The sequence below is a fragment of the Aeromonas sp. PrichA-15 genome, assembly GCF_017939245.1.
GTDB classification, from domain to species: domain Bacteria; phylum Pseudomonadota; class Gammaproteobacteria; order Enterobacterales; family Aeromonadaceae; genus Aeromonas; species Aeromonas caviae.
Genome location: NZ_JAGKRH010000031.1, coordinates 1 through 19,720, shown reverse-complemented (window position 1 = coordinate 19,720; position 19,720 = coordinate 1). Strand labels below are relative to the sequence as shown.

The 19,720-nt window shown below is 62.3% G+C and carries 20 protein-coding genes and 1 pseudogene; 8 read left to right on the top strand and 13 right to left on the bottom strand.

The features are described from left to right. Positions 1–361 precede the first annotated feature (361 nt). From J9889_RS06035 to J9889_RS06005, 7 genes are all read right to left on the bottom strand, one after another. Positions 362–1,558 (bottom strand): NupC/NupG family nucleoside CNT transporter, encoded by a 1,197-nt coding sequence (locus J9889_RS06035; RefSeq protein ID WP_041214468.1) that lies wholly within the window; start codon positions 1,556–1,558, stop codon positions 362–364. Positions 1,559–1,740: 182 nt separating this feature from the next. Beyond that, positions 1,741–2,676, bottom strand: a complete 936-nt coding sequence (locus tag J9889_RS06030) for a LysR family transcriptional regulator (protein WP_010673064.1) — start codon at positions 2,674–2,676, stop codon at positions 1,741–1,743. An 82-nt stretch (positions 2,677–2,758) separates the two neighbouring features. Further along, positions 2,759–3,295, bottom strand: coding sequence for a glutathione peroxidase (locus J9889_RS06025; RefSeq protein WP_010673063.1), 537 nt, complete (start codon positions 3,293–3,295; stop codon positions 2,759–2,761). Between the two features lie 59 nt (positions 3,296–3,354). Then, complete coding sequence (locus J9889_RS06020) at positions 3,355–3,918, bottom strand: NnrU family protein (protein ID WP_182955344.1); 564 nt, start codon at positions 3,916–3,918, stop codon at positions 3,355–3,357. A 261-nt stretch (positions 3,919–4,179) separates the two neighbouring features. Further along, on the bottom strand, positions 4,180–5,313 hold the full coding sequence (locus J9889_RS06015; RefSeq protein ID WP_182955349.1) for a glycerate kinase: 1,134 nt from the start codon (positions 5,311–5,313) through the stop codon (positions 4,180–4,182). 9 nt (positions 5,314–5,322) lie between these two features. Then, positions 5,323–6,585 (bottom strand): GntP family permease, encoded by a 1,263-nt coding sequence (locus J9889_RS06010; protein WP_182721758.1) that lies wholly within the window; start codon positions 6,583–6,585, stop codon positions 5,323–5,325. A gap of 119 nt (positions 6,586–6,704) precedes the next feature. Continuing rightward, positions 6,705–7,820 (bottom strand): sugar diacid recognition domain-containing protein, encoded by a 1,116-nt coding sequence (locus tag J9889_RS06005; protein ID WP_182955353.1) that lies wholly within the window; start codon positions 7,818–7,820, stop codon positions 6,705–6,707. Positions 7,821–8,026: 206 nt separating this feature from the next. On the opposite strand from J9889_RS06005, the gene J9889_RS06000 reads away from it, so the two are divergent. The 3 genes and pseudogenes from J9889_RS06000 to J9889_RS05990 all read left to right on the top strand — a co-directional run bounded on the left by J9889_RS06000 (position 8,027) and on the right by J9889_RS05990 (position 9,742). Continuing rightward, complete coding sequence (locus tag J9889_RS06000) at positions 8,027–8,401, top strand: YacL family protein (RefSeq protein ID WP_039039964.1); 375 nt, start codon at positions 8,027–8,029, stop codon at positions 8,399–8,401. A gap of 49 nt (positions 8,402–8,450) precedes the next feature. Then, a complete protein-coding gene (locus tag J9889_RS05995; RefSeq protein WP_201972385.1) occupies positions 8,451–8,741 on the top strand; it encodes a hypothetical protein in 291 nt (96 codons plus the stop codon). A 171-nt stretch (positions 8,742–8,912) separates the two neighbouring features. Then, positions 8,913–9,742, top strand: a pseudogene (locus tag J9889_RS05990) (CPBP family intramembrane glutamic endopeptidase). Positions 9,743–9,817: 75 nt separating this feature from the next. Here the strand turns inward: J9889_RS05990 and J9889_RS05985 are convergent. From J9889_RS05985 to J9889_RS05965, 5 genes are all read right to left on the bottom strand, one after another. Beyond that, a complete protein-coding gene (locus tag J9889_RS05985; RefSeq protein ID WP_049636470.1) occupies positions 9,818–10,237 on the bottom strand; it encodes a DUF4426 domain-containing protein in 420 nt (139 codons plus the stop codon). 18 nt (positions 10,238–10,255) lie between these two features. Further along, on the bottom strand, positions 10,256–10,555 hold the full coding sequence (gene yggU, locus J9889_RS05980) for a DUF167 family protein YggU (RefSeq protein ID WP_010673054.1): 300 nt from the start codon (positions 10,553–10,555) through the stop codon (positions 10,256–10,258). Continuing rightward, positions 10,555–11,106 carry a YggT family protein gene (locus tag J9889_RS05975; RefSeq protein WP_182955357.1) on the bottom strand — a complete coding sequence of 184 codons (552 nt, stop codon included), beginning with the start codon at positions 11,104–11,106 and terminating at the stop codon, positions 10,555–10,557. Before J9889_RS05975 ends, yggU begins: the two co-directional genes overlap by 1 nt. Positions 11,107–11,129: 23 nt before the next feature. Next, complete coding sequence (proC, locus tag J9889_RS05970; protein WP_069784313.1) at positions 11,130–11,954, bottom strand: pyrroline-5-carboxylate reductase; 825 nt, start codon at positions 11,952–11,954, stop codon at positions 11,130–11,132. A 123-nt stretch (positions 11,955–12,077) separates the two neighbouring features. After that, positions 12,078–12,779 carry a YggS family pyridoxal phosphate-dependent enzyme gene (locus J9889_RS05965; protein ID WP_049636471.1) on the bottom strand — a complete coding sequence of 234 codons (702 nt, stop codon included), beginning with the start codon at positions 12,777–12,779 and terminating at the stop codon, positions 12,078–12,080. Between the two features lie 39 nt (positions 12,780–12,818). Between J9889_RS05965 and tapT the strand changes: the two genes are divergently transcribed. The 3 genes from tapT to yaaA are packed head-to-tail and all read left to right on the top strand — an operon-like array spanning position 12,819 to position 15,792. Next, on the top strand, positions 12,819–13,853 hold the full coding sequence (gene tapT, locus J9889_RS05960; protein WP_010673050.1) for a type IVa pilus ATPase TapT: 1,035 nt from the start codon (positions 12,819–12,821) through the stop codon (positions 13,851–13,853). Between the two features lie 23 nt (positions 13,854–13,876). After that, positions 13,877–14,986 (top strand): PilT/PilU family type 4a pilus ATPase, encoded by a 1,110-nt coding sequence (locus tag J9889_RS05955; RefSeq protein ID WP_109112046.1) that lies wholly within the window; start codon positions 13,877–13,879, stop codon positions 14,984–14,986. A gap of 32 nt (positions 14,987–15,018) precedes the next feature. Then, the gene (gene yaaA, locus J9889_RS05950; protein WP_201972384.1) at positions 15,019–15,792 is read left to right on the top strand and encodes a peroxide stress protein YaaA; all 774 of its coding nucleotides are present in this window, start codon (positions 15,019–15,021) and stop codon (positions 15,790–15,792) included. 187 nt (positions 15,793–15,979) lie between these two features. On the opposite strand, the gene srmB is transcribed toward yaaA, so the two are convergent. Continuing rightward, positions 15,980–17,200: an ATP-dependent RNA helicase SrmB gene (gene srmB / locus J9889_RS05945; RefSeq protein ID WP_041210934.1), complete on the bottom strand. Its 1,221-nt coding sequence runs from the start codon at positions 17,198–17,200 to the stop codon at positions 15,980–15,982. A 127-nt stretch (positions 17,201–17,327) separates the two neighbouring features. Here srmB and J9889_RS05940 point away from each other — a divergent pair, with 127 nt between their 5' ends. Both J9889_RS05940 and brnQ read left to right on the top strand, forming a co-directional pair. Then, positions 17,328–18,038 (top strand): methyltransferase, encoded by a 711-nt coding sequence (locus tag J9889_RS05940; protein ID WP_210556126.1) that lies wholly within the window; start codon positions 17,328–17,330, stop codon positions 18,036–18,038. A gap of 190 nt (positions 18,039–18,228) precedes the next feature. Beyond that, positions 18,229–19,536 (top strand): branched-chain amino acid transport system II carrier protein, encoded by a 1,308-nt coding sequence (gene brnQ / locus J9889_RS05935; protein ID WP_039040015.1) that lies wholly within the window; start codon positions 18,229–18,231, stop codon positions 19,534–19,536. The last annotated feature ends 184 nt before the right edge of the window (positions 19,537–19,720 follow it).

The following is a 19,720-nucleotide window of genomic DNA, read 5'->3' as shown; positions in this document are numbered from 1 at the left end:
CGCCCCATGGCAGGAGCGTGCCCACCGTCCCGATTCATCTTTCCTTTGAGTCGCACAACAAAATAAATCACTGATTATTTATTCTATTTCAGCATCAAACATTTAAAAATCACATTATCGCAGCACTTTGAAAATGAACACAGTATGAAGAATCGCCTCAGAAGCGCTTCAGAGAGCATCAGGCATCATGGCTTCACACTTGAATGGGACGGCTCATCCCTCATTCAGGTGGCACCCATGTGACGCTTCCAATCTGTCTTTTCCCCGCGCCTCCCCAGAGGCGCTTTTTTTGCCTGCAAGCGGGTGCAAAAAAGCCCGCCGAAGCGGGCAATGACCGGAAGGTGCTGACTTCCAGGGTCTATCAGAGGGCGAGGAACAAGCCTGCCAGGGAGGCACTCATCAGGTTTGCCAGCACCCCCGCCAGGATGGCGCGCATGCCGTAACGGGCGATGAAAGACTTGCGCTCCGGCACCATGGCCCCCAGGCCGCCGATGAGGATCGCCATGGAAGAGATGTTGGCGAAACCGCACAGGGCGAAGGTGACGATGGCCTTGCTCGACTCGTTCAGGGTCTGATCCTGCACCAGGGCGATGAAGGCGACGAACTCGTTGATGACGATCTTGGTGCCGATCAGGGCACCGGCCGCCTGGGCCTGATCCCAGGGGACGCCGATGAGCCAGGAGACGGGGGCAAACAGCCAGCCCAGGATGATCTGGAAGCTCAGCTCCAGCCCCACCAGGTCGCCGGCCCAGCCCAGCAGGCCGTTGAGCAGGGCGATCACGCCGACGAAGGCCAGCAGGGTCGCCCCCACGGCGACGGCGATGTTGAGACCCGCCATGGCGCCATCGGCGGCCGCTTCAATGACGTTGGTGGCGCGGGGGATCTCCACGTCTTCGTGGTGATCTTCCTCTTGCGCGGCGGGCGGCACCAGGATCTTGGCCATGGCAAGCCCGGCAGGGGCGGACATGAAGGCCGCCGCAATCAGGTATTTCAGCTCGACCCCGATGCTGGCGTAGCCCACCAGGGTGCCGCCGGCTACCGAGGCCAGCCCGCAGCTCATCACCGCAAAGAACTGGGAATCGGACATCCTGGAGAGATAGGGTTTGACCACCAGCGGCGCTTCCACCATGCCGACGAAGATGTTGGCGGTGGCAGAGAGGCTCTCGGCGCGGCCGGTGCCCAGCAATTTCTGCAGGCCGCCGCCGAGCAGGGCGATCACTTTGGGCATCAGGCCGATGTGATAGAGGATGGCGATCAGCGCGGAGAAGAAGATGATCACCGGCAGCACGTTGAAGGCGAAGATGAAGCCCAGCTTGAACTTGGCCAGATCCCCGAACAGGAAGGCAATCCCCTCCTGGCCGTAGCCGATGACGCTGCTGACGCTCTCGCTGACACCGTTCAATACCTGCTGACCGGCGGGCAGCCAGAGCACCAGGGCGGCGAAGAGCACTTGCAGGCAGAGGGCAAAGCCCACTGTTCGCAACGGGATACGACGACGATTATCAGAGCAGAGTGCGGCCAGGGCCAGGATGCTCAGGATACCAAGCAGGGCAATCATGGGGATTCCATCCAGTGAGGCTGAAGATGGGCGCGGATTCTGCTCCCCTCCCCTCACCGCCGCAACCCTGCCGGGTTACAACCCTGTTAGCAAAAACGTTTGCACGATATCGGTTGCGCCAACTGACTGATTTGACACAACTTTGAAACCGCACTCACGCCAGTGTTCTTTTATGGAAACGATTATTCCTCGGTGCCGGACAATTTCCCCCCGAGCCAGGGTGCGAGTCGCTGCGCCCAGTAGGGCCCGGGTCCGAAGCTCTCCTTGAGGAAGTCGATGAACAACCGGATTTTGGGATCCAGATGCTCTCGCCTGGCATAGACGGCGTGCACCGCCATCTTCTGGTTCGGTTGCCACTGGGGCAGCAGAGGGATGAGCTGACCAGATTGCAGCTCCTTGTCCAGCAGGTAGTTGGCCACATAGGCGATGCCGAGCCCGGCCAGGGCGGCGTCACGCACCGCTTCCGCCAGATCCACCCGATAGTTGCCCGCCACCTGCACCGTCTGGCGCTCCTTGCCCTGGCGAAATGACCACTCGTGGTAGCGCCGCTCCCGGCTCTGGTAGGTGATGCAATTGTGATGGGCCAGATCTCTGGGGTGCAGTGGCGTGCCGTGACTCAGCAGATAATCCGGCGAGGCCACCAGTACGAAACCGATGTCTGCCAGTCGCTGCCCTACCAGGGACTCGGGTTTGTCCTCGTAGGTGGTGATCCAGAGATCCAGCCCCTCATCCACCAGATTGGTGCGGTGATCGAACAGGGACACCTCCAGCTCCAGATCCGGATAACGTGCCTGAAACGCCTTGAGGCGCGGGATCACGTGCAACCGCCCGAAGGATTGACCAACCCCCAGATGGAGCACGCCGCTCACCTTGCCACGGCGCTCCGCCACCATGGACTCCGCCTCCAGTGCCACCGCTACCAGAGCGCGGCAGTGGCGGGCATACTCCTGACCCAGTTCGGTGAGCCCGAAACGGCGGGTAGTGCGCTGTACCAGCTGGGCGCCGAGCGCGGTTTCCAGCAGGGCGAGCTGCTTGCTGATGTGGGATTTGGAGACCCCGAGGCGGCGCGCAGCCGCCGAGATACCCTGTTCACGAACCAGGGCATCGAAGATCACCATTTGGGGAAGACGTTGCAGCACGGAGTCACCGGAGTGGATGGCGGGGCCGCATTATTCCAGAGCGGCCCGCCATGGGGTAGGGTCAGTGCCCCAGGGCATCGATGATCTGCTGTTTGAGAGGATCATCCGACGGATTCTGGTTGGCGCCATAGCTCGCAATCAGCTTGCCGTCCCGCCCGACCAGGTACTTGTGGAAGTTCCAGTTGGGCGCATCACCGTCGGCAGCCGCGGCCAGCCCCTTGAACAGCGGCACCGCATCCGAACCCCGCACCGCCACCCGGTTGAACATGGGGAAGGTCACCCCGTAGTCCCGGCGGCACACCTCGGCGGTTTTGTTCTCGTTGCCCGCCTCCTGCCAGAAATCGTTGGAGGGGAAGCCCAACACCATCAGTCCCTTCTCCTTGTAGCCCTGATAGAGGGCTTCCAGATCCCGGAACTGACCGCTGTAACCGCAGTAGGAGGCGGTGTTGACCACCAGCACCACCTTGCCCTCGGTCAACTGGCAGAGGTTGTGGCGCTGGGTGCTGTTGAGCTCCCGCATCTCCACGTTGAAGTAATCGGGGCAGGCGGCAGAGACCGCGCCCGAGCCGAGCATCAGCAGCAGGGTGAACCATTTCATCGACGTGACTCCCATTGTTTTGTCCATCATCCGCAAGACCCTGGAATCTGGTTCAGGGATCAGTGCAGGGGGATCCCGGTCAGCCAGCCGTGTCCCCAGAAGATAAGCAGAGCCGTGAGGGCCAGCCCCGCCCCCAGACTGATCCCCGTCCCCTGCCAGGTGGCGGCGGCACGGGGGTGACGACCCCACTCCCGCATCGAAATCCAGACGATGCTGATGAGTGTCCAGAGACCGAGCCCGCCAAACAGCACCAGGGAGCGCGCCTCGCTGTTCACCGCCAGATGGGCCCCCGACCAGAGCAGCACCCCGAGCAGCTGGGGATGCACCAGCCAACGGCGGAAATGGTTGGCCCCCTGCCCCGCGCACAGCAGGACAAGGGCGATCGGCATGATCCCCATCACCAGGGTGGGCCCCCAGACAGGCAGAAAATAGAGAGGCATGGGGCTGGCACTGCGCCAGCCTGCGAGGATGCAGCCGATGGCGACGAACACCAGCAGCGAGAAGAGCCCCTTGTAGCGGTTCTCCCCCAGCCGAGCCCGCAGACGGGCGCGGTGCTGTGCCGCAAAACAGGGGTAAAGATGAGTCAGGGTGAACAACACCACCCCCAGGGTCAGCAGGATCATGGCTCGCACCTCGCACATTGCCCCCCGGAATGGGAAGCCCTCCCTCAGGCGGGCCTTGTTTCTCGTGGCTCCCTCACTGTCGGGAGATCACTATGCCGCAAAGCCCCTTGTCAGAATACAAAAACCATATGAAAGACAGCAGGATAATAAAAAAAGCCGACCCAAGGATCGGCAAGTGCGTCAGAGGTGCCACGCCGGGCCGCTCACTCTGCTGCACGGGGCAGGGTCAGGCCGATGCACCGCATCGGCCAGGAGAGAGGGTCATTTGCGCAGCAGGTAGAGAGCCGCCACGTTGCGGGCCGTGAGCTGCAGGTTGGTGGTGGCGGTGGCCAGCGCCTCCGGCAGGGACATGGCCCGATTGACCACGGCGAACACCGCATCCAGCCCGTGCTCGTGCACCACGCCGCAGTCATCGGTGAGGCATCCGGCGATGCCGATCACCGGCTTACCGAACTGCTTGGCACAGCGAGCCACCCCGATGGGCGTCTTGCCGTGGATGGTCTGGCTGTCGATGCGGCCCTCGCCGGTGATGACCAGATCCGCATCGGCCACCGCCTTAGCCAGATTCAGCGCCTCGATGACGATCCGGATGCCGGGTTTGAGCTCGGCGCCGAGCAGCCCCACCAGGGCTGCCCCCATGCCGCCTGCGGCCCCCGTTCCCGGGATCTCCTTCACCTGCTTGCCGAGCGCCTGCTCGATACAGTCCGCGTAACGGGCCAGATTGGCATCCAGCTCGGCCACCATCTCGGGAGTTGCCCCCTTCTGCGGACCGAACACGGCGGACGCCCCTTTCGGGCCGCACAGCGGATTGTCCACGTCGCAGGCCACCTCGATGGTGAGTCCGGTCAGACGTGGATCCAGCCCGCTCAGGTCGATGGTGGCCAGCTCGGCCAGACCGGCACCGCCCGGCGCAATGGGGGTACCATCTGCTTTCAGGAGCTTGCCGCCGAGTGCCTGGATCATGCCGGCACCGCCATCATTCGTGGCGCTGCCGCCGATGCCGAGGATGAGGTGGTTCACCCCCATCTCCAGCGCGGCCAGGATCAGCTCCCCGGTGCCGACACTGGAGGTGAGCCGCGGATTGCGCAGCTCGGGCGCCACCAGATGGAGGCCGGAGGCCGCCGCCATCTCGATGACGGCGCGCTTGCCATCCCCCAGCAGGCCCACGAAGCCCTGTACCCTGTTGCCGAGGGGGGCGGTCACCTCGACCGGCAGGATGCGACCACCGGTGGCATCCACCAGAGACTGCACCGTCCCCTCGCCGCCATCGGCCATGGGCAGCTTGACGTAGGTGGCATCCGGCAGCACCTGCTTGAAACCGGCCTCGATGGCATCGGCCACCGCCATGGCGCTCAGGCTCTCCTTGAATGAATCGGGGGCGATCACAATTTTCATATCAGTTCCTTAGGCGAGGCCAAACACGCCAAACATCAGGGTGGAGACAACGGCGACGGTCAGACCGACCGCGGTTTCGTAGGGGATGAGCTTGAGTCGCTCGCCGACGCCCATGTGGACGCTGCCGCCGGTGGCATGGAAGAAGGAGCCGTGGGGCATGTGGTCAAACACGGTGGCGCCGGAGTGGATCATGGCGGCCCCTGCCAGGCTGCTGATCCCCAGTTCAATCAGAGTGGCGCTGAACACGTTGGAGGCCACCACGGTCCCGGCCGTGGTCGAGGCGGTCGCCAGCGACATCAGGGCACCGGAGATGGGGGCCAGCAGATAGGAGGGCAGACCGGAAGCGGTCAGGCCGCTGATGAGCACATCTTTCAGGCCGGAGTTGGCGATGATACCCGCCAGGGTCCCCGTCCCCAGCAGCATGATGGCCACCGGCGCCATACGGGCCAGGCCCGAGACGGCAAACTGGTTCACCTTGGTGAACTTGCCCATCATCAGGGCCCCCACCAGGCCGCCGAGGGGCAGCGCAATGAGCGGGTCCACCACGATGCCGGCGATGGGACGCAGGGCCAGCAGCAGGATGGCGACCAGGGGCGCACTGATGGCGGCGGCAAAGCCGGGCAACTTGGCACCGTCAAAGCTCACTACCTCGTCGGCTGCCACCTTGCTGCCCCGGTTGTTGAGGCGCTTGGCGAGCCAGTAGGCCATCACCAGACCGAACAGGCCGGGAATGATGCCCGCCGCCATCACCGAGGTGAGAGGCAGGTGGAAGGCGTCGGCTGCCGCGATGGCGTTGGGGTTGGGAGACATGACGTTGCCCGCCTTGCCACCGCCTATCATCGCCAGCAGGATGGCCGCCTTGGAGAGATCGGCGCGGCGGGCGATGGCCAGCGCAATGGGGGCGACCGTGATGACGGCCACGTCCACGAAGACGCCGACCGCGGTCAGGATCAGGGTGGCCAGCGCCAGGGCCAGCAGGGCGCGGGTTTCGCCGAGTTTCTTGACGATGGTCTCGGCGATGGTGGTGGCGGCGCCCGATTCGATGAGCACCCCGGCCAGCACACCCGCCGCCAGGATCCGCATCACTGCCGTGGTGATCCCCTGGGCGCCGCCGATCATCAGGGCGACGGTCTGGGTCAGGTCGGCGCCACCGATCAGGCCACCGGCCAGGGCACCGACAATCATGCCGTAAGCAGGCGGCACCTTCTTCAGGATGAGGAAGATGGCGATGGAAAGCGCGGCGAGCGCGCCGAGCGCGGAGACTGGGATCATGACGGGCACCTTGTTGTTGTAATGAGTGGCGCCATTATGGGGATCCCCGCCTGGAATGCTTTGGCCATAAAACCAAAAAAAGCATTTACCAGCCTTGCATTTTTGTTGGAAAAGACAGATCAGCTATCGAGACTGAGCCCGAGATAGAGCAGAAACTTGTCATCTAACTTGTTGAAATTCAAACCGGTTATCTGCTCTATCCGGGTCAGTCGATAACGCAGGGTGTTGGGGTGAATGAACAGGGCTTCGGCACAGGGATGCAGATCACAATCCTGCAAGAAATATTGGCGCAGCGTCTTTTGCAGCGTTCCCTTTGTGTCCTCCTGCGCCAGCTTTTGCAGCGGAGCCCGCAGCTGATCCGCCTGCCAAGAGTCCGCCAGGGTGCCGAGCAGCACTGAGAGCCGGTAATCCTCGAAGAAATAGACCTGCTTGCGGGGCGACTGGCGCATGCCACGGCGCAAGGTGTCTCGCGCCGTCTGGTAGGAGAGCGCCAGCCCGGGGATGCCGGCGAAGTAATCACCCACCCCAATGCGAACCTTGAAATGGGGAATACGGGAGAGCAGCTGCCGGATCCGGTTGCGCTCCTGCGCCGACTGCCAGACGCCGTCGCTGAGCTGGGCGGGTTTGAGCACCACTATCTCGTCCAGGCCGTTGATGGCCACCAGGTTGTCCCGCTCCGGGTTTTCCAGCAGGTGAACCAGCTCCCTCACCTGGGCGGGCTCGGCCTCCTCCAGCGCCAGCACGGCCACCACCCGGGGCTGGGCGAGATCCAGCTCGAGGAAGCGGGCCACCTGTTGCAGTTGATCGGCCCGCCCTTCGCCGCGAATGAGCTGCAACACCAGCTCCTCCTTGTGGCGCTTGTCCCACTGCAACTGCTCGGTGAGTGCCGCCTGTTCCAGGATGAGCTCGGCGGTCATGCGCACCAGCTCGGCGTAAGCACGCACGATGTCCGGATCCCCCGAGATGCCGATGACGCCGAGCAGCTCCCCCTGATAGGCGATGGGCAGGTTGATGCCGGGCCTCACCCCCTTGAGCTCCCGGGCGGTGGCCTCGCTTATCTCTACCACCCGGTTCTCGGTCAGGGCCAGCACGGCCCCCTCGTGGCGCTGGTGCAGCCGCTCCGGATTGCCGGACGCAATGATGAGTCCCCGCTCATCCATGACATTGACCGAGAACGACAGGATCTTCATCGCCCGGCTGACTATCTGATGCGCGAGCGCGTCGTTGAGCTGCATTGCCTCTCCATACCATTCGTTGACAGGGTCCCCGGCGTGCGCCATCACCGGGATCACCCGTTAAAGATCCCACATCATCAAGACAAGCGCGGGGGGGATCGCTAGAATAGGCCACTTTACGCTATCAGTGCCCCACCATGGATCAATGATCCGGCATCATGCCGCTTTGCGCCGTGGTGGTTTCACCCTCCGATATGGACTCCGCTATGGATTATGAATTTCGCCGCGACCCGTTCGGTGGCTATCGCGCCCGGTTCTCCATGGGCCATGAAGCCATCGGCCAGTGGTTGATCGACGAGGTGGGCAAGGATGAGGAGAAGCTCGACGAGCTGTTCGCCATCATCGACCAGCTCTCCAGCCGGGCCCGCACCGAATACCGGCTGCTGGGGGGCGACTACTCCCTGCTGCTGACCCACGAGGAAGCCGAGGTGAAGGCCAATGTCCTCAATATCGAGCAGGACGAGGATCTCGACGATCTCGCCTACTACGATGATGAACAGCTGGCCATGTGCGGGCTGGAAGATTTTGCCCAGGTACTCGGCTCCTGGCGCGCCTTTATCCGCAACGAGGATATGGGCTGATTACCCCCATTCGGGCGAGCATGCCCCTTGCAACCCAACAGGATTGACTATGTCCATTTACGATTTTGATGACGAACTGCCGGAAGACGAGCTGGATCAACCGAAGAAACCCGCCCAGCCCAAGAAGAAGGGCAAGCAGGTGCTGAACACCCAGGTCAACCTGAGCCCGCGCGATGCCAGCCGCCTGAACGGCATGCACGTCGAGGCCATCACCACCCTGGATGACGTCAGTCTGCCGAAGAACGTCATCTTCAAGGCCGGTCTCATCGCCCTGGGCGAGCTGGAAGCCAGCAAACGCGCCGACATCATCACCCGGGTCATCGCCGAGTCCGGTCGCTGATACGGGAAGGCCATCGCCTCTCTCGGTGGCATCTTGCCGCCGTCCAAGCCGGAGCCCAGCTCCGGCTTTTCATTGCGCGTCTTCTGCCGGCCAGTCTCGGCCACCCCCTTTTCCTTGAACCAGACCATGGGGATCGTTAAGGTGCGCCCTTCATTCATACAAGGAGACTCGATGTTACCACTCCCCGATATCCTCATCTGGCTCGTCCTGGGGCTGGCCGTACTCTGCTGCCTCGCCCGCCGGACCAGGCCCGGCATGCTCCTGCTGGGACTTGCCCTGCTTACCGCCCTCTGGCTTGAGCGACTCGCGCCCCTCGCCGCTCTTGTCAGCCTCGCCGGTCTGCTGCTGGCCTGGCGTACCCCCACCCTGCCCCCACCCTGGCGCGGCGTCGCACTGACGCTGGTACTGCTGTGGTCCCTCGCCCTGACGCTGCATCTGGTGCCCGGCTTTGACAATCTCAGGGTGCTCGACAAGGTACAGGCGGGCCCGGCCAGCGTGCCCTTCACCCTCTACCTCAATCTGGACAAGCCGCTCATTTTCTTCGCCCTGCTGCTGGCCATCCCCGGCCTGCTCGGCCCGGGTGGAACGATGCGCTGGCGGCCGCTGGCCCTGCTCATCCTGCCGCTCGCGGCCCTGCTCATCACCGCTTGGCAACTGGGCGCCCTCAAACCCGAAGCGGGACTGCCCCACTGGTGGTGGCTGTTCGCGTTCAACAACCTGCTGTTCACCTGCGTGGCGGAAGAAGCGCTGTTCCGGGGATGCATCCAGCAAGGGGTGGCAAGCCGAAGCACGCCCTGGGCAGGTCTTTGGTCGCCAGCCTGCTGTTCGGCGCAGCCCATCTTGCCGGTGGCCCGTTGCTGGTGTTGTTCGCCGCGCTGGCGGGGGCCTGCTATGGCCTGGCGTTCCAGCTGAGCGGGCGCCTCAGTGTCGCCATCCTGCTCCACTTCCTGTTCAACTTCGCCCACCTGGCCCTGTTTACCTATCCCCTGGCCAGCCACTGACGTCGAGTACCGGTTCACCGGGCAAAAAAATGCCCCGCCCCCGTGGGGGCAGGGCATCTGCATTCACCCTGCAATCTAGTCGACGTAGAAGGTCTGCTGGAAGGTCAGCGTCTGCTGCTGCCCCTCTCCCATGATCTTCAGGGTGAACTGGTAGGTGTCCTCATTGCGATAGGGCAGCACTGCCAGGTAATAGATGGCATTCCCCTCTTTCACCTCCTGAAAATTCAGGGGGCGAAGGGTGCCGGTCAGATTGCGGGCTTCGCCGCTGATCCCCACCGCCTGTGCCACCCCCTGCTTGTTCTGCACCGCGATATTGACGATGCCGTTATAGCGGCTGCGCTCCAGGCCATAGGTCCTGGCTACCTCGGGGGTGAGGAAGCTGGAGTTGAACGCGCTGTAGTGCACTTTCCAGGGGCCCAGCTCCTGCATCTGCTCAGCCCGCAGCGGCAGCGTCATCAGGAGTGCCAGCAGGCAACTCATCCAGGCTGTTTTCATGATGTCATCCCTCTCGTATCAACCCTGATTATCGAGCAGAGCGGCAATCTCGGCGGGGATCTGTTTTGGCGCGTCGATGGCGACCGTCTTGTGCCGACCCAGCTCCCCCCGCAGGATGCGAACCTGCCCCTTGGCCACCTTGCACTGCTTGGCCAGGTACTTGATCAGGTGACTGTTGGCCTGACCATCCACCGGCGGTGCCGTGATGGCCACTTTCAACTCGTCACCGTGCAATCCGATGATCTGATCCCGGCTCGCCTTGGGCTGGATCATCAGATGCAACACCAGCTCGTCCCCTTCCAGCAGGACAGCGGGCATCAGATCATCCACCACAACTGGCCGAACAGATCCCCCATCAGGTAGTTGATGGCCTGCAGCGCGATGAAGGCGACCAGCACGGAGAGATCCAGCCCGCCCAGTGCAGGCAGGATGCGGCGAATGGGGGCCAGGAAGGGTTCAGTGAGCTGGTGCATCACGTATTCAATGGGGTTGCGACCCTGGCTGACCCAGCTCAGGATGGCGCGGATAAGCAGGATCCAGAAGATCATGGAACCCGCTTTCTTCAGCACGGTGAGCGTCGCAAACAGACAGAGAGTGAGCCAGTCCGCCTGCAGCACATTCATGCTCTTGAGCAGGACCAATTTGCCAAAGGCGATCAGCAGCGCCAGCAGCACAGAGGCCATGTCCAGCCCGCCAAAACCCGGGATGACGCGGCGCAGGGGCACCACCAGCGGGTTGGTCAGCTTGACCACCATCTGGCTCATGGGGTTGTAGAAGTCGGCCCGCGCCCACTGCAGCCAGACCCGCATCAGCACCACCATGAGGTAGAGATCAAAGACAGTGTTAATCAAAAAGTAAGCCGTGTTCATCCGGGCTCCTTGCTAAAAGGGATTCAGAAAAGGGTTTCCATTTCGCCGGCCCGGGTAACGGCCGCCTGCATGGCTCTTGCGGTCAGCGGCATCAGCCCCTGCTCCTGGAATGTCTTGACGGCCTCGGCCGTGGTCCCGCCCTTGCTGGTCACCTGCTCGCGCAGGGTCTGCAGCGACAGCTCGGGATTCTGCTCCACCATGGCGGCCGCCCCCAGAGCGGTTTGCTGCACCAGCAGGCGAGCCTGCTCCGGCGTAAAGCCCATGGCCTCGGCCTCCTCGGCAATCGCCTGCATGAACAGGAAGAAGTAGGCCGGGGCACTGCCCGCCGCCGCAATGACGCCGTTGATGCCGGCCTCCTGATCCACCCAGAGGGTCTTGCCCACGGATTGCATCATCTGTTCGGCCACCGCCCGATCGGCCTGCCCGATGGCGGGCGGTGCATAGAGCCCGGTCATCCCCAGCCCCAGCAAGGAGGGGGTGTTGGGCATGGTGCGAATGATGCGATCGTGACCACCCGCCATCTCCTGCAAGCGCGCGACGCGAATGCCGGCAGCGATGGAGATGAGCAACTTGCCATCCAGCGAGCCAAGCTCGGCCACCAGCGCCGTCAGCATGCCCGCCATCAGCTGGGGCTTGACCGCCAGCACGATCACCTCGGCCTCACGGGCCGCCTCGGCGTTGTCCTGGGTGATACGGATGCCGAACTGGCTGGCCAGTTCGTCCAGCTTGGGGCGGCTCGGATTGGCGGCGATGATACGCTCTGCCGGGTAACCCGCCTGGATGAGGCCGGCAATGATACTGCGGCTCATGTTGCCTGCCCCGATGAAGGCGAGGGTTCTCTGCTGCATCAAACACTCCTGTTACTGACATCGCAGCGGATGCCGACCCAGCCTGTGCGGGCTGACAGCATCACACGCGCCTGTTTACCTGAAAAAAAGCACGACCGGGGTGTTTCTCGCCCCGGCTCTTGCTCATGAATAGTCACGGGCCCCGAAGATGGCGGTCCCGACCCGCACCATGGTGCTGCCATGGGCAATGGCAGGCTCAAGATCCTCGGTCATTCCCATCGAAAGGGTGTCGACGCTCGGGTATTGTTGCGCAAGCTCGGTGAACAGAGCCTGCATGCGCGCCATCTGGGCCGCGAGCACCCCCTCGTCGCGGGTATGCTCGGGGATGGCCATCAGGCCGCGCAACCGCAGCCGCTCGCTTTGGGCCACCAGGGAGGCCAGGCGGAAAATCTCTTGCTCCGACGTACCGGATTTGCTGCTCTCTCCGCTAATATTGATTTGCAGACAGATATTTAGCGGCGCGAGCCCTCCCGGTCTCTGGTTGTTGAGGCGTTCGATGAGCTTGTCGCGATCGACACTTTGAACCCAGTCGAACCGCTCCGCCACCAGCTTGGACTTGTTCGATTGCAGCGGGCCGATAAAGTGCCACTCTATGTCTGTACAGGCGTTCTGCTCGCGCAAGGCATCAATCTTGAGCGCGGCCTCCTGGGCGTAGGATTCGCCAAAGCGCCGCTGGCCGGCGGCATAGGCAGCCTGAATGTCCCCCAGCGGCTTGGTTTTACTGACAGCAAGCAACTGGATGTGATCTGGGCTGCGGCCAACACGCCGGGCAGCCTCTACAATACGTTCCTTTACCTGAAGCAGGTGCTGGGCAATCTGGCTCATATTTCGTTCGTAATCTTGTGATGGGAGAATAACAAATCTATGGATATCACAGAGTTATTGGCATTCAGTGTAAAGCATAAGGCTTCGGATCTACACCTCTCGGCCGGGGTCCCCCCGATGATCAGGGTTGATGGGGAGGTTCGCAAGATCAATTTGCCCGCCCTGGATCACCGGGAAGTCCATGCCCTCATTTACGACATCATGAATGACCACCAGCGCAAGGAGCTGGAGGAGAACTTCGAAGTGGACTTCTCCTTCGAAGTGCCCGGCATGGCACGCTTTCGGGTCAACGCCTTCCAGCAGGCGCGCGGCTCGGGCGCGGTGTTTCGTACCATCCCGAGCACCGTTCTGACCCTGGACGATCTGGGGGCGCCAGAGATATTTCGCAAGATAGCGGAGTACCCTCGCGGCCTGGTGCTGGTGACTGGGCCCACCGGCTCGGGCAAATCCACCACCCTGGCCGCCATGGTCGATTACATCAATGACAACTTCCACCACCACATCCTCACCATCGAGGACCCCATCGAATTCGTGCACGAGAACAAACGCTGCCTGGTGAACCAGCGGGAAGTACACCGCGACACCAAGAGCTTTAGCAACGCCCTGCGCTCGGCCCTGCGGGAAGACCCGGATATCATCCTGGTAGGTGAAATGCGGGACCTCGAAACCATCCGTCTCGCCATGACCGCCGCCGAAACCGGTCACCTGGTGTTTGGCACCCTGCACACCTCCTCGGCTGCCAAGACCATCGACCGAATCATCGACGTCTTCCCCGGCTCGGAGAAGGACATGGTGCGATCCATGCTCTCCGAATCCCTGCGGGCGGTCATCTCCCAGACCCTGCTCAAGCGTATCGGTGGCGGCCGGGTGGCTGCCCACGAGATCATGCTGGGGATCCCGGCGGTGCGAAACCTCATCCGGGAAGACAAGGTGGCCCAGCTCTATTCCGTCATCCAGACCGGGATGACCCACGGCATGCAGACCATGGACCAGAGCCTCAAGCAGCTGGTCAACCGGGGGGTCGTCGCATCCCTCGATGCCAAGGCCAAGGCGGTCGATCCCAATACCATTTAAGCTCGCACACCCAAGGAGTCGCCATGAACATGGATGTTCTGCTCGCCGCACTGGTTGAACAAAAGGGCTCGGATCTCTTCATCACGGTCGATGCTCCCCCGACCCTCAAGGTCAACGGGCGTCTGGTGTCGCTCGGACCAGCCCCCCTCGACAATACGACGGCGCTGGCGTTGATCAGGGAGAGCCTGGACGAGACCCACTTCGAGCGTTTCCTGCACACCCGCGAGGCCAACTACGCCATCCAGCGAGGCTCGCTGGGGCGCTTTCGGGTCAGCGCCTTCTGGCAACAGGATATGCCGGGCATGGTGCTGCGCCGCATCGAGACCCGCATCCCCACCTTTGACGAGCTGGTGCTGCCTCCCATCCTGCAGGAGGTCGCCATGGCCAAACGCGGGCTGGTGCTCTTCGTCGGCGCCACCGGTGCCGGCAAGTCCACCACCCAGGCGGCCATGATCGGCTTTCGCAACCAGCACGGTGACGGCCACATCCTGACGGTGGAGGATCCGGTGGAGTTCGTCCATCAGCACGATCGCTGCCTGGTGACCCAGCGGGAGGTGGGGATCGACACCGCATCCTTCGATGTCGCCCTCAAAAATTCCCTGCGCCAGGCCCCGGATGTCATCCTCATCGGTGAAATCCGCTCCCAGGAGACCATGGAGTTCGCCATCCAGTTCGCCGAGACGGGGCACCTCTGCCTCGCCACCTTGCACGCCAACAATGCCAACCAGGCGCTGGATCGCATCCTGCATCTGGTCCCCCAGGAGAAGCACCGCCAGTTCCTGTTCGATCTCTCCTTCAACCTGCGCGCCATCGTCGCCCAGCAGCTGCTCCCCTCCGCTCATGGGCAGCGCCGGGTCGCCGCCTTCGAGATCCTGCTCAACACCCCGCTCGTCACCGACATCATCCGCAAGGGAGAGATGCACAGACTCAAGGAGGTGATGACCAAATCCGGCGAGCTCGGCATGCAGACCTTCGATCAGGCGCTGTTCACCCTGTTCTGCGCCGGCCAAATTGGCTACAGTGAGGCCCTTGCCCATGCCGACTCCGCCAACGACCTGCGACTGCTCATCAAGCTGTCGGGTCGCGAGCAGCTGGGCGCAGGCACTCTCGACAACGTGACCCTGGATGAATGAGGGGCGTGCGTCACCGCTAGTAAAGGACAGTTATGCTGATTGTGGTTTCCCCGGCCAAGACGCTGGATTACGAGTCACCCCTGGTGACCTCCCGTTTCACCCAACCCGAACTGCTGGACCACTCCGCAGCACTGATCACCCGGGCTCGTCAACTGAGCCCGGACCAGATCGCCAGCCTGATGAAGATCAGCGACAAGCTCGCTGGCCTCAACGCCGCCCGCTTTGCCAAGTGGCAGCCTGACTTCACGCCGGCCAACGCCCGCCAGGCGCTGCTGGCCTTCAAGGGGGATGTCTACACCGGTCTGGCCGTAGAAGATTTCAGCGAGGCCGACCTCGACTTCGCCCAGGCCCACCTGCGCATGCTCTCCGGCCTTTATGGCGTACTGCGGCCGCTTGACCTCATGATGCCCTACCGCCTGGAGATGGGGATCCGCCTCGACAACCAGCGCGGCAAGGACCTCTACCAGTTCTGGGGAGACATCATCACTGCGCACCTGAACAAGGCGCTGGCAGCCCAGGGGGACGACGTACTGATCAACCTCGCCTCCGACGAGTATTTCAAGTCGGTGCGCCCGAAAGCCCTGCAGGGGCGCATCATCACCCCGATCTTCAAGGACGAGAAGAACGGCCAGTTCAAGATCATCAGCTTCTACGCCAAGAAGGCCCGCGGCATGATGGCACGCCATATCATCAAGCATCGGCTCACCCGGGTGGAACAGCTGACCGGTTTCAATGCCGACGGCTACTACTTTGTACCGGAAGAGTCCGACGCCAATACCCTGATGTTCAAGCGCGCTGAAAATTAATTACACATTCAAGGGAACCAAGTCGGAGATCCTCGGGTCTGACTCTGTGAATCCTCTGTTGTAAGCACTTTTTGTTGGCCGACGTCCTTGCGTCGGCTTTTTTCTGCGCCTCTCTCAGGCCACTCCCCAGGCAGCAGACAGCAAAACGGCCATCCTGGGATGGCCGTTTCAACTGTGCTCGGGGGCATTACTTCTTTTTCTTCTTTGCCGACTTCTTGGCATCCTTCGGCTTTTTCTTCTTCACCGGCACCCGCGCTTCCTTGTGTCTGGGGCGCAGCTCATCGATCACCCGGCGCTTGAGGCGCTCCTCGGTGTAGCGTTCGATCTTGGCGACCATGGCCATGTCGTGAGCTTCCACCAGGCTGATGGCGCAGCCACGGTTGCCGGCACGACCGGTACGACCGATGCGGTGCACATAGACATCCGCGCCGTAGGGCATGTCGTAGTTGATGACATGGCTGACGTTCGGCAGGTCGATGCCGCGGGCGGCCACGTCGGTGGCGATGAGGAAGGGCACCTCCCCTTCGTGGAACTTGCGGATAGACTCGATGCGCTTGGCCTGCTCCATCTCGCCACGGATCCAGGCGCAGGGCACGCCTGCCGCCTGCAACTGGCCGGAAAGCTCCGCCAGCCGCTCACGGGTCTTGACGAAGATGATGGCCTTCTGGGTTTCCGGGTTTTTCAGGATGTGCACCAGCAGAGCCAGCTTGTGGGCGGCATCATCGGCCAGGTGGATCCACTGGGTGATGGGGCGGCGCTCGCTGCGGGGCGGCTCGGCGTGCAGCTCAACCGGGTCTTTGAGGATCTCGCTCGCAAACTTCTCGAGGCCGGCCCCTTCCAGGGTGGCGGAGAAGAGCATGGTGTGCTTGCGGTAGCGCGCCTCTTCCACGATGCGGTTCACGTCCTTGATGAAGCCCATGTCCAGCATCCGGTCCGCTTCATCCAGCACCAGCACCTCGATGTCGTGGCTCTCGAACTCCTCTTTCTCGATGTACTCGAGCAGACGGCCCGGGGTGGCCACCACGATGTCGGTGGTCTTGGTCAGGGCAGGCAGCTGCTCTTCATGGCTGACACCACCGATGATGGTCTCGATGCTGAGATGGGTGTGCACCGCCAGGGCCTTGGCGTGAGCACTCACCTGCAGCGCGAGCTCGCGGGTCGGAGTCAGGATCAGCATGCGGCACGGACCCGGCTTGCGACGCGGGAAGTCCAGCAGGTGCTGCATCGCGGGCAGCAGGAAGGCGGCGGTCTTGCCGGTTCCGGTCGGCGCAGAAGCCAGAATATCGCGGCCGTCCAGGGCTGGCTCCAGCACCATCTGCTGGATGGTGGTGGGGCGGGTGAATCCCATCTCGGCCAAGGCCCGACTGAGGGCTGGATTCAGGTCGAAATCATCAAAGGACTGGCTCATGGCAATACTCGGTCATTAAGGAAGCGGCAGATTATAGGCGATTATGCCGTCGGCTCCTATGGTGACTGTGGCTTAGCCGCTATAATCGCCGGCCATTTTCCGCGGGCAGGCACAGGAGGAGGGCCGAATGGGGCGCAACAACGGTTTCACGTTCAAGCAATTTCACATCGATCACGACCGCTGCGCCATGAAGGTCGGTACGGACGGCATTCTGCTAGGAGCCTGGGCGCCGGTCGACAGCGCCCGCCGGGTGCTGGACATCGGCACCGGCAGCGGCCTCATCGCCCTGATGCTGGCCCAACGCAGCACGAACGACTGCCACATAGACGGGGTAGAGCTGGATATGGATGCAGCCATGCAGGCCAAGGAGAATGTGGCGGCCTCCCCCTGGCGTGAGCGGGTCACCATCATAGAGAGCGCCATTCAGGATCACCTCGCCCCCCCTTACGATCTCATCGTCTCCAACCCGCCCTATTTCCCGGCAGGCCAGACACTCCGCGATCCGGCCAGGGCTCTGGCCCGTCATACCGGGGGGCTCGACCCCAGGGGATTGCTGGCCGCCAGCGATCGCCTGCTGAGCCGTACCGGGCAACTGGCCCTGGTGCTGCCCACGGCGATGGCGGATGAAATTTTATGCATTTCGTCGAGTTATGATCTGTATGAGCGTTGTTATCTGGCTGTTACTACCAGAGAGGGGAAAGAGGCAAATCGTGTTTTATTGCTGCTTGGCAGAGGATTAAACAAGTGTGAGAGGGGTGAAATTGTGATCCATTCTGCCACGGGAGGCTATTCCGACAGATATATCCAACTAACCAACCCCTTCTATTTGAAGATGTAAATTTTGCCTTGAACTATTTTTTCACATCATTATGCTGACTGCTAAATGAGCGCCCGCTCAAGACCAGTTCAAACCACTGGTCGCGATGAAAAAACCAGCGGGGCTCTTTTTTTTACCCCCGGAAAGTGCCGGTCACTGACAAATAAAAAACTATAACAAGCAATAGTTTACAAGACAGACGAGGTTGAACTTGACGAAATCACTCACATTGTCCGATGTACTCGGATTGGGCTTCATGACCTTTGCGTTCTATCTGGGCGCAGGCAACATCATCTTCCCGCCCCTGGCCGGCTTCATGGCGGGTGAGCACCTCTCCCTGGCCATGCTGGGCTTCCTGGTCACCGCCGTGGGCCTGCCCCTCATCACCATCATCGCCGTCGCCAAGGCTGGTAACGGCTGGGCCGGCATGACCAAGCTGCTGCCGACCGGCGTGGCCACCGCACTGGCCGTCGCCATCTACATCATCATCGGCCCGGCCTTCGCCGCCCCCCGTACCGGCCTAGTGGCCTACGAGATGGGCCTCAAGCCCTTCCTTGGCGACATGGGACCATCCGGTCTGGCTGCCTACACAGTACTGTTCTTCGGCGTGGCCATCCTGGTCTCCCTGAACCAGGGCAAGCTGATGGATGCCATCGGCAAGTACCTGACTCCGCTGCTGATGCTGCTGCTGCTGACCCTGGCCATCGGTGTCTTCGTCGCACCGCAAGGAAGCATGCCTGCCGCATCCGGTGACTACCAAAGCACCCCCTTCGTGAAGGGCATTCTGGAAGGTTACAACACCATGGACACCCTGGCGTCCCTGATGTTCGGCGCCCTGATCGTCGACCTGCTGCGCCAGAAAGGCATCCATGACTACCAGAGCCAGTTCAAGTACCTGGCCATCGCGGGCATCATCTCCGCCATCGGTCTCTCCGTGGTCTATGTCTCCCTGTTCCAGCTGGGTAACACCGCTGCCGGCGTCGCCACCGACGTGAGCAACGGCGGTGCCATCGTCAACGCCTACGTGCTGAGCCTGTTCGGCCAACCGGGTCAGTTCATCCTGGCTGCCATCATCACCTTGGCCTGCTTCACCACGGCCGTCGGCCTCATCTCCGCCTGCTCCGACTTCTTCCACAACCTGACCGGCATGAGCTACAAGAAGCTGGTCGTGCTGCTGGGTGTCATCTGCGGCGTCGTGGCCAACGTGGGCCTGAGCCAGCTCATCAGCCTCTCCATTCCGGTGCTGGTCGCCATCTACCCGGTTGCCGTGGCGCTGGTGCTGGTCACCTTCCTGAAGGGTTACTTCGGTCGCCCCCGCCTGGTGTTCCGCTCCGTGCTGCTGGTCGCCTTCCTGTTCGGCTGCCTGGACGGCCTGGGCGCCGCCGGCATGAAGATGGATGCGTTCGCCTTCCTGCCGCTGTTTGACAAGGGCCTGGCCTGGTTGCTGCCGACCCTGCTGGCCTGTGGCCTCGGTGTCATGGTGCGTGGCAATGGCAAGCTGGCTGCAGAAGCGGCCTGATAACAGATCTTGACCAAATAAAGAGGCCAGCATTCGCTGCAATGCTGTTCACTTAAGCGGAGCCGCATTGCGATTTACCGGAAAACGGGTCTTTGATATCTTCACCGCCCTGGGTCTCGATGGCCTGGGGCGTTTTTCTATGAACATGACGCCTATGCAGCCCCGCAACTCCGCCAACCTCCGT

Excerpts from the sequence above, each read along its gene's own strand:
- J9889_RS05955 (WP_109112046.1), top strand. The coding sequence starts at position 13,877 with ATGAACATGGATGTTCTGCTCGCCGCACTGGTTGAACAAAAGGGCTCG.
- tapT (WP_010673050.1), top strand. The coding sequence starts at position 12,819 with ATGGATATCACAGAGTTATTGGCATTCAGTGTAAAGCATAAGGCTTCG.
- J9889_RS06010 (WP_182721758.1), bottom strand. The coding sequence starts at position 6,585 with ATGATCCCAGTCTCCGCGCTCGGCGCGCTCGCCGCGCTTTCCATCGCC.
- J9889_RS06015 (WP_182955349.1), bottom strand. The coding sequence starts at position 5,313 with ATGAAAATTGTGATCGCCCCCGATTCATTCAAGGAGAGCCTGAGCGCC.
- yaaA (WP_201972384.1), top strand. The coding sequence starts at position 15,019 with ATGCTGATTGTGGTTTCCCCGGCCAAGACGCTGGATTACGAGTCACCC.
- srmB (WP_041210934.1), bottom strand. The coding sequence starts at position 17,200 with ATGAGCCAGTCCTTTGATGATTTCGACCTGAATCCAGCCCTCAGTCGG.
- J9889_RS05965 (WP_049636471.1), bottom strand. The coding sequence starts at position 12,779 with ATGAGCCAGATTGCCCAGCACCTGCTTCAGGTAAAGGAACGTATTGTA.
- J9889_RS05995 (WP_201972385.1), top strand. The coding sequence starts at position 8,451 with ATGTCCATTTACGATTTTGATGACGAACTGCCGGAAGACGAGCTGGAT.
- J9889_RS06000 (WP_039039964.1), top strand. The coding sequence starts at position 8,027 with ATGGATTATGAATTTCGCCGCGACCCGTTCGGTGGCTATCGCGCCCGG.
- J9889_RS06030 (WP_010673064.1), bottom strand. The coding sequence starts at position 2,676 with ATGGTGATCTTCGATGCCCTGGTTCGTGAACAGGGTATCTCGGCGGCT.
- J9889_RS05985 (WP_049636470.1), bottom strand. The coding sequence starts at position 10,237 with ATGAAAACAGCCTGGATGAGTTGCCTGCTGGCACTCCTGATGACGCTG.
- J9889_RS06005 (WP_182955353.1), bottom strand. The coding sequence starts at position 7,820 with ATGCAGCTCAACGACGCGCTCGCGCATCAGATAGTCAGCCGGGCGATG.
- J9889_RS06025 (WP_010673063.1), bottom strand. The coding sequence starts at position 3,295 with ATGAAATGGTTCACCCTGCTGCTGATGCTCGGCTCGGGCGCGGTCTCT.
- J9889_RS06020 (WP_182955344.1), bottom strand. The coding sequence starts at position 3,918 with ATGATCCTGCTGACCCTGGGGGTGGTGTTGTTCACCCTGACTCATCTT.
- J9889_RS06035 (WP_041214468.1), bottom strand. The coding sequence starts at position 1,558 with ATGATTGCCCTGCTTGGTATCCTGAGCATCCTGGCCCTGGCCGCACTC.
- J9889_RS05975 (WP_182955357.1), bottom strand. The coding sequence starts at position 11,106 with ATGAACACGGCTTACTTTTTGATTAACACTGTCTTTGATCTCTACCTC.
- J9889_RS05940 (WP_210556126.1), top strand. The coding sequence starts at position 17,328 with ATGGGGCGCAACAACGGTTTCACGTTCAAGCAATTTCACATCGATCAC.
- yggU (WP_010673054.1), bottom strand. The coding sequence starts at position 10,555 with ATGCCCGCTGTCCTGCTGGAAGGGGACGAGCTGGTGTTGCATCTGATG.
- proC (WP_069784313.1), bottom strand. The coding sequence starts at position 11,954 with ATGCAGCAGAGAACCCTCGCCTTCATCGGGGCAGGCAACATGAGCCGC.